This is a genomic window from Inquilinus sp., assembly GCF_039594555.1.
In the GTDB taxonomy this organism is placed as follows: domain Bacteria; phylum Pseudomonadota; class Alphaproteobacteria; order DSM-16000; family Inquilinaceae; genus Inquilinus.
Genome location: NZ_JBCNNF010000500.1, coordinates 1 through 4,547, shown reverse-complemented (window position 1 = coordinate 4,547; position 4,547 = coordinate 1). Strand labels below are relative to the sequence as shown.

Below are 4,547 nucleotides of genomic sequence, written 5' to 3'. Positions count from 1 at the left end.
CGCGCTGCGCTTCATCCTGGCGGCGCTGCCGGCGGCCCTGCTGCCGCGCCCGCAGGTGCCGTGGCCGCGCATGCTGGCGATCGGCCTGACGCTGTTCGTCGGCCAGTTCGCCTTCCTCTTCCCCGCGATGCAGGTCGGCATGCCGCCGGGCCTGGCGTCGATCGTGCTGCAGTCGCAGGCCTTCTTCACCATGCTGGTGGCGGCGATGGCGCTGCGCGAGCGGCCGACCGGCCGGCAGATCGGCGGCGCCGCCGTCGCCTTCGCCGGGCTCGCCGTGATCGCGACCACCGCGGGCGGCGGCGACGTCACCGCCCTCGGCCTCGCGCTCTCCCTGGCCGCGGCGCTCAGCTGGGCCTGCGGCAACGTCCTGCTGCGCGGCGCCGGCAAGGTTGACATGCTGCCCATGATCGTCTGGCTCAGCCTGATCCCGCCGCTGCCGCTACTGGCCCTGTCCCTCGCAATCGAGGGGCCGGCGGCGATCGGCCAGGCCCTGGCCTTGGTCAGCTGGACCGGGATCGGCACCGTGCTCTACCTCGCCGTGCCGACCACGCTGCTCGGCTTCGGCCTGTGGGGCCATCTGCTGAAGCTGTACCCGGCGGCGACGGTGGCGCCCTTCTCGCTGCTGGTGCCGATCTTTGGCGCCGGCTCCGCCGCCCTGGTGCTGGGCGAGCATTTCGGCCCGGCCCGGCTGCTCGGTATGGTGCTGATCCTGCTCGGCCTCGCCACGGTGGCCCTGCCGGTGGCCCGGCTGCTGCGCCTGCACGCGGCGCCCAAGGCGACTTGAAACACCGGCCGGCGATCCCGTTCTATCGAGTCCCGGAACCCAGAGATTCCCCATGGATTACGAACCCCGGCTGCGCAACCACGGCCTGCCGCACGACCCGTTCAAGGCGCTGGTGGTGCCGCGCCCGATCGGCTGGATCAGCACGATCAGTCCCGATGGCGTGGTCAACCTGGCGCCCTACAGCTTCTTCAACGCGGTGTGCGACCGGCCGCCGATGGTGATGTTCGCGCCGAGCGGGCCGAAGGATTCCCAAGCCAATGCCGAGGCCACCGGCGAGTTCGTGGCCAGCCTCGCCACCTGGGACCTGCGCGAGCAGATGAACCTGACCTCCGCCACGGTCGGGCCGGAAGTTAGCGAGCCCGAGTTGGCCGGCCTCGCCATGGCGCCGTCGCGGCTGGTGAAGCCGCCGCGGGTCGCGGCCGCCGCCGCGGCGCTGGAATGCCGCTGGGTCAAGTCGGTGCCGATGACCACCGCGGCCGGCGAGACCGTGCCCGGCGCCATCGTGATCGGCGAGGTGGTGTCGATCCATATCGACGATTCGGTGATCGCCGACGGCCGCATCGACCTGTCGTCCCGGCGGGCGATCTCGCGGCTCGGCTACATGGATTACGGCGTCCTCGACACCGTGTTCAGCATGCAACGCCCGCGCTGAACGGCCATCCCGCCGGGAACCGATCGCACTCCGTACCGTTCCGTCCGGGAAGATCCGCCGCAACCGCGGCGGGCCGGTGAGGGAAGGGGGACAGGATGGGCGTTCGCACGGGCTTCCGGCAGGGGGTGGGTTTGGCTGTGATCGGTGCGGCGCTGCTGCCGGCCGTCGCCGTCGCCCAGGGCGTGCCGGCCGAGCCGAAGCGGCCGGCGATCGTCACCTCGACGCCGCAGGCGCCGCGGCCGCTGGAGGAGGACCCGGGCGCCTTCATCAGCTTCGAGCTCGACAACGACGTCTTCGCCAACACCGATCGCGGCTACACCAACGGTTTCCGCTTCGCCTATACCAGCTCGGAGACCGGAACGCCGGACTGGCTGGCCGACGCGGCCCGTGCCTTCCCGCTGTTTCCCGACGCGGCGCCGATCCGGTCGACCCTGTCCTTCGGCCAGAGCCTGTACACGCCGAAGGACATCTCGCTGCGCCACCCGGACCCGAACGACCGGCCCTATGCCGCCTGGCTCTACGGCAGCGCCGCGGTGCTGGCCGATTCCGGCGATCGGCTCGACAAACTCGAGCTGCAGATCGGCGTCGTCGGCCCTTACGCGATCGGCGAGCAGGTGCAGAACACGGTGCACAGCATCATCGGCTCGCAGAAGGCCCGGGGCTGGAAGTACCAGCTGCACAACGAGCCCGGCGTGATCCTGAGCTACGAGCGCACCTGGCGCAGTCTCTACGCCGCGGCGCCGCTGGGCATCGGCTTCGACCTGTCGCCCTATGTCGGCGCCAGCCTGGGCAATGTGCTGACCCAGGCCTCGGTCGGCGCCACCGCGCGGCTCGGTTTCGACCTCCCCGCCGATTATGGGCCGCCGCGGATCCGGCCCAGCATACCGGGGTCGGACTTCTTCATCCCGACCAGCGGCTTCAGCTGGTACCTGTTCGCCAGCATCGAAGGCCGGGTCGTGGCCCGCAATATCTTCCTCGACGGCAACACCTTCGAGGACAGCCCGCACGTCACCAAGAACCCGCTGGTGGGCGACCTACAGCTCGGCGTCGCGGTGCAGATCAACGACCTGCGCATCGCCTACACCCATGTATACCGGACGCAGGAATTCGAGGAGCAGCACGATCATTTCAGCCAGTACGGGATGTTCACCGCGTCCTGGCGGTTCTAGGGCCGCTCCTTTTTGTGTCATTGCCGGGCTTGACCCGGCAATCCAGAAGGTCCCGACGCTCTCTGGATGCCCGGGTCAGGCCCGGGCATGACAAGAAGGGGTGCTCAGTCCAGCGCCGCCAGCGCCGTGGCGATCCGCGCCCCGACCCGGGCGTTGTTCTCGACCAGCGCAATGTTGGCGGTCAGGCTGCGGCCTTCGGTGAGGGCGACGATCCGGGCCAGCAGATAGGGCGTCACCGCCTTGCCGCCAATGCCGTCGCGATCGGCATCGGCCAGGGCGCTGGCGATGACAGCGTCGATCTCGGCCTCGGGCAGGGCATGCGCCTCCGGGATCGGGTTGGCGATCACCGCCCCGGCCGGGAAGCCCAGCGCCGCCTGGGCGGCCAGCACGGCGGCGATCTCCTCCGGCGTGTCGCGGCGCAGCGCCAGGGCCAGGCCGCTCGACCGGCAGAAGAAGGCGGGCAGGGTGTCGGTGCCGTAGCCGATCACCGGCACGCCGCGGGTCTCCAGATATTCCAGCGTCTTCGGCAGGTCGAGGATCGACTTGGCGCCGGCACAAACCACCGCCACCGGGGTTCGTGCCAGCTCCTCCAGGTCGGCGGAGATGTCGAAGCTGGTCTCGGCGCCGCGATGCACGCCGCCGATGCCGCCGGTGGCGAACACCCGGATGCCGGCGAGATGGGCGGCGATCATGGTCGCCGCCACGGTGGTGGCGCCGAGCCCGCCCGAGGCCAGGATCGCGCCCATGTCCCGGCGCGACAGCTTGGCCACGTCCTCGGCCGTCGCCAGCCGCTCGAGCAGCGCGTCGTCGAGGCCGACATGGATGCGGCCGTCGGCCACGGCGATGGTCGCCGGCACCGCGCCCTCCTCGCGGATGATCGCCTCGACCCGGCGCGCCATCTCCAGATTCTGCGGGTACGGCATGCCGTGCGAGATGATGGTGCTCTCCAGCGCCACCACCGGGCGTCCGGCGGCCAGGGCGGCGGAGACCTCGGGGGTGATCGACAGCAGGCTGTTCATCTTGATCCTCACACGGAAAGCAGGGCACGCCGGCGCAGCGCGTCGGCGGTCAGGGTTGCGGGCACGGCGGTCGGCGCCTCCAGCGCCAGCGCCGCGGCGGCGCGGCCGAGCCGGGCGGCCTCGGCCAGCGGCAGGCCGGTGACCAGGCCGTAGAGCGTCCCGGCCATGGCGGCGTCGCCGGCGCCGGTGACGTCGACGATCTCGGCCGGGCAGGCGGCGACCGTCGCCTCGCCCGCCGCATCGGCGATCAGGGCGCCGGCATCGCCACGGTTCAGCACGATGCGGCCGACGCCCTCGGCGCGCAGCCGGCGCAGCGCGGCCCAGGCTGTCGCCTCGTCGGTGACCGGCTGGCCGGTGATCGCCTCGGCCTCGTCGCGGTTCAGGCACAGCAGGTCGATGCGGTTCAGCAGGCCGCGCAGCTTCTCGGCCTTCGGCGAGGACACGGCGTCGACCGCCACCAGCCCCGGCCGGCCGGGATGGGACAGCACGATGGTCAGCCCGTCGGCCGGCAGGTTGGCGTCGACGAACCAGGCCGCAGCCGGCTGCGCCGCCGCCAGGGCCGGGGCCAGTGCCTCCGGCGCCATCTCGTCATAGATGCCCATATCGGCGATCGCGACCGCCATCTCGCCGCCCGGCTCCAGCACCGCGGTGTAGCTGGCGGTGCCGCTGGTCTCCGACCGGCCGACCAGGGACAGGTCAAGACCCAGCCGCGCCATCTCCGCCAGGATCCGCTCGGCCGACGGGTCGCGGCCCATGCGGCTGACCAGCCCGACCGTCAGGCCCAGCCGGGCCAGGGCCTCGGCCACGTTCCGGGCGACGCCGCCCAGGCTGGTGCGGATCGTCACCGGGTTCGAGGTGCCCAGGCGAACGGCGCGGTGGGCGCGGGCCTGGCGGTCGATATGGGCGGCGCCGAAGCACCAGAC

5 protein-coding genes are annotated in these 4,547 nt (G+C 71.9%); 3 read left to right on the top strand and 2 right to left on the bottom strand.

Features of this window, described 5'->3' with window-relative positions:
- The 3 genes from ABDW35_RS32700 to ABDW35_RS32690 form a co-directional block, all read left to right on the top strand.
- A partial coding sequence (locus ABDW35_RS32700; protein WP_343718029.1) for an EamA family transporter occupies window positions 1-784 on the top strand: 784 nt, incomplete at its 5' end.
- Between the two features lie 52 nt (window positions 785-836).
- Window positions 837-1,436, top strand: a complete 600-nt coding sequence (locus ABDW35_RS32695) for a flavin reductase family protein (protein ID WP_343718028.1) — start codon at window positions 837-839, stop codon at window positions 1,434-1,436.
- A 95-nt stretch (window positions 1,437-1,531) separates the two neighbouring features.
- Entirely contained in the window at window positions 1,532-2,605 is a 1,074-nt protein-coding gene (locus ABDW35_RS32690; RefSeq protein ID WP_343718027.1) for a lipid A deacylase LpxR family protein, read from the top strand.
- Window positions 2,606-2,709: 104 nt separating this feature from the next.
- Here the strand turns inward: ABDW35_RS32690 and ABDW35_RS32685 are convergent, their stop codons facing one another.
- Both ABDW35_RS32685 and ABDW35_RS32680 read right to left on the bottom strand, forming a co-directional pair.
- Window positions 2,710-3,624 carry a pseudouridine-5'-phosphate glycosidase gene (locus ABDW35_RS32685; protein ID WP_343718026.1) on the bottom strand — a complete coding sequence of 305 codons (915 nt, stop codon included), beginning with the start codon at window positions 3,622-3,624 and terminating at the stop codon, window positions 2,710-2,712.
- An 8-nt stretch (window positions 3,625-3,632) separates the two neighbouring features.
- On the bottom strand, window positions 3,633-4,547 hold a 915-nt coding region (locus ABDW35_RS32680; protein WP_343718025.1), incomplete at its 5' end, for a carbohydrate kinase family protein.